This window comes from Bacillus sp. LB7 (genome assembly GCF_030449715.1).
Lineage (GTDB): Bacteria > Bacillota > Bacilli > Bacillales > Bacillaceae > Bacillus > Bacillus paralicheniformis.
In genome coordinates this window covers 1-1,545 of record NZ_JASGCA010000048.1, presented here as the reverse complement: position 1 = coordinate 1,545, position 1,545 = coordinate 1, and the positions used below count along the sequence as shown (strand labels likewise).

Annotated in this window: 2 protein-coding genes; both read left to right on the top strand. The window is 45.3% G+C overall.

Going from position 1 to position 1,545, the window contains the following annotated elements; all coding sequences use genetic code 11:
• The first annotated feature begins 256 nt into the window (after positions 1-256).
• Entirely contained in the window at positions 257-814 is a 558-nt protein-coding gene (locus tag QMZ64_RS22975) for a host-nuclease inhibitor Gam family protein (RefSeq protein WP_096748171.1), read from the top strand.
• Between the two features lie 3 nt (positions 815-817).
• Positions 818-1,545 (top strand): AAA family ATPase (locus QMZ64_RS22970; RefSeq protein WP_301441636.1); only part of this gene is annotated, 728 nt, incomplete at its 3' end.

Sequence of the window (1,545 nt, the reverse complement as noted above, 5' to 3'; positions counted from 1 at the left end):
GCGTCCAAATTTGCAAGCAGAGGGATTAATGTTTCAACTGTGAGGAGAGTGTATCAATGAATATCGAACATCCAATGATCACAGAGATCAACCGTTACGGCTATCCTTTGGAATATTTGAAGTATGAAGGCGAAGACGGCCAGGATGATGATGACAAATAAAAAAGCCGCCTTGGCAGAGGCGACAATTAAACTAAATACCTAACAACATCATTTTAAATGGTGTTTAATACAAAATCAATTAGGAGGCAAAATACATGAATCCTTTACAGGCGTTTGAACTAAACGAGATTTCAAATAATAGCCTGCAGCAGGAGAGCCGTCCACAGTTTGAGATCACGGACATGAATAGTCTAAATTGGGCGTTTCGGAAAATAGCTGCTTTAAAGACACAGGAAAAAGAAATCAAGGCCCTGGCGGCAACGGAAAGGCAGCGCATCGATGAATGGGAAACCCAGGAGCTAAAACCTGTCGCGGACAATCTGGCGTTTTTTGAAAACCTGGTCAGCGTTTATCACTCAAAGCTGCTCGAGCAGGATCCGAAAGCAAAAACACTTTCCACACCTTACGGCAAGTCAAAAAGCCGCGCAATTAAAGAGCAGCCTAAGCCAGCAGATAAGGACCAGCTTCTCAAGCATGTTAAAGAGGCCGAGCTCACTGAATTTATTAAAGAAGATGTCAAATGGGGCGACTTTAAAAAATCTCTGTCTATCAAAGAGGTGGACGGCAAAAAGGTTGTCGTTGATGAAAATGGACAAGCTGTTCCGGGGGTAGAAATAGAACCTGCTTCCACAAGCTTCAAAGTGGAGGTGTGATAGATGTTTCAAGTCACAAACGCACAGCGTGAAAAGGAAAAGGCAATTGTCGGCTTTATCGGGCCGAGTGGATCCGGAAAGACTGCCGGCGCCCTGCTTGTTGCTTACGGAATGATGCGGGAAGCATACCCAGAAGCAAGCGATGAGGAAGTCTGGTCAAAGATTGGTGTTGTGGATACTGAGCACCGCCGCGCCAAACTGTATGCAAACCTGCAATTTGATGACGTGCGGATCGGTAGTTTTAAACATATTGATTTTACGCCGCCTTACACCACAGAACGTTATCAAATGGCTGTGGAGGCTATCAAAAACGCTGGGGCCGAGGTGGTCGTAATTGATTCGCTTTCCCACAACTGGCAAGGGGAAGGCGGGATAGTAGAAAAACACGGGAGCATGTCAGGCAACTCATTTCAAAATTGGGGCAAGCTTGCGCCTGAAACAACCAAATTGATTAAGACCTTAACGCAAAACGATGTCCACATCTTGGCGACATTGAGAACAAAAACGGAGTATGTGGTTGAACCGGATGAAAACGGAAAGATGGCACCGCGCAAAGTCGGGACCAAACCGGTACAGAAAGACGAAATGGAATACGAGTTCATGCTCAATTTCAATATCAGTATCGATCATATGGCGGAAACTTCCAAAGATAATACCCGCATGTTTGAAGGCTCTTCTTTTAAACTCAATCCAGAAGTCGGCCGCAAGCTTTACCAATGGCTTGAGCTCGG

Coding starts and splice junctions, on each gene's coding strand:
- QMZ64_RS22975 (WP_096748171.1), top strand. CDS start 257: ATGAATCCTTTACAGGCGTTTGAACTAAACGAGATTTCAAATAATAGC.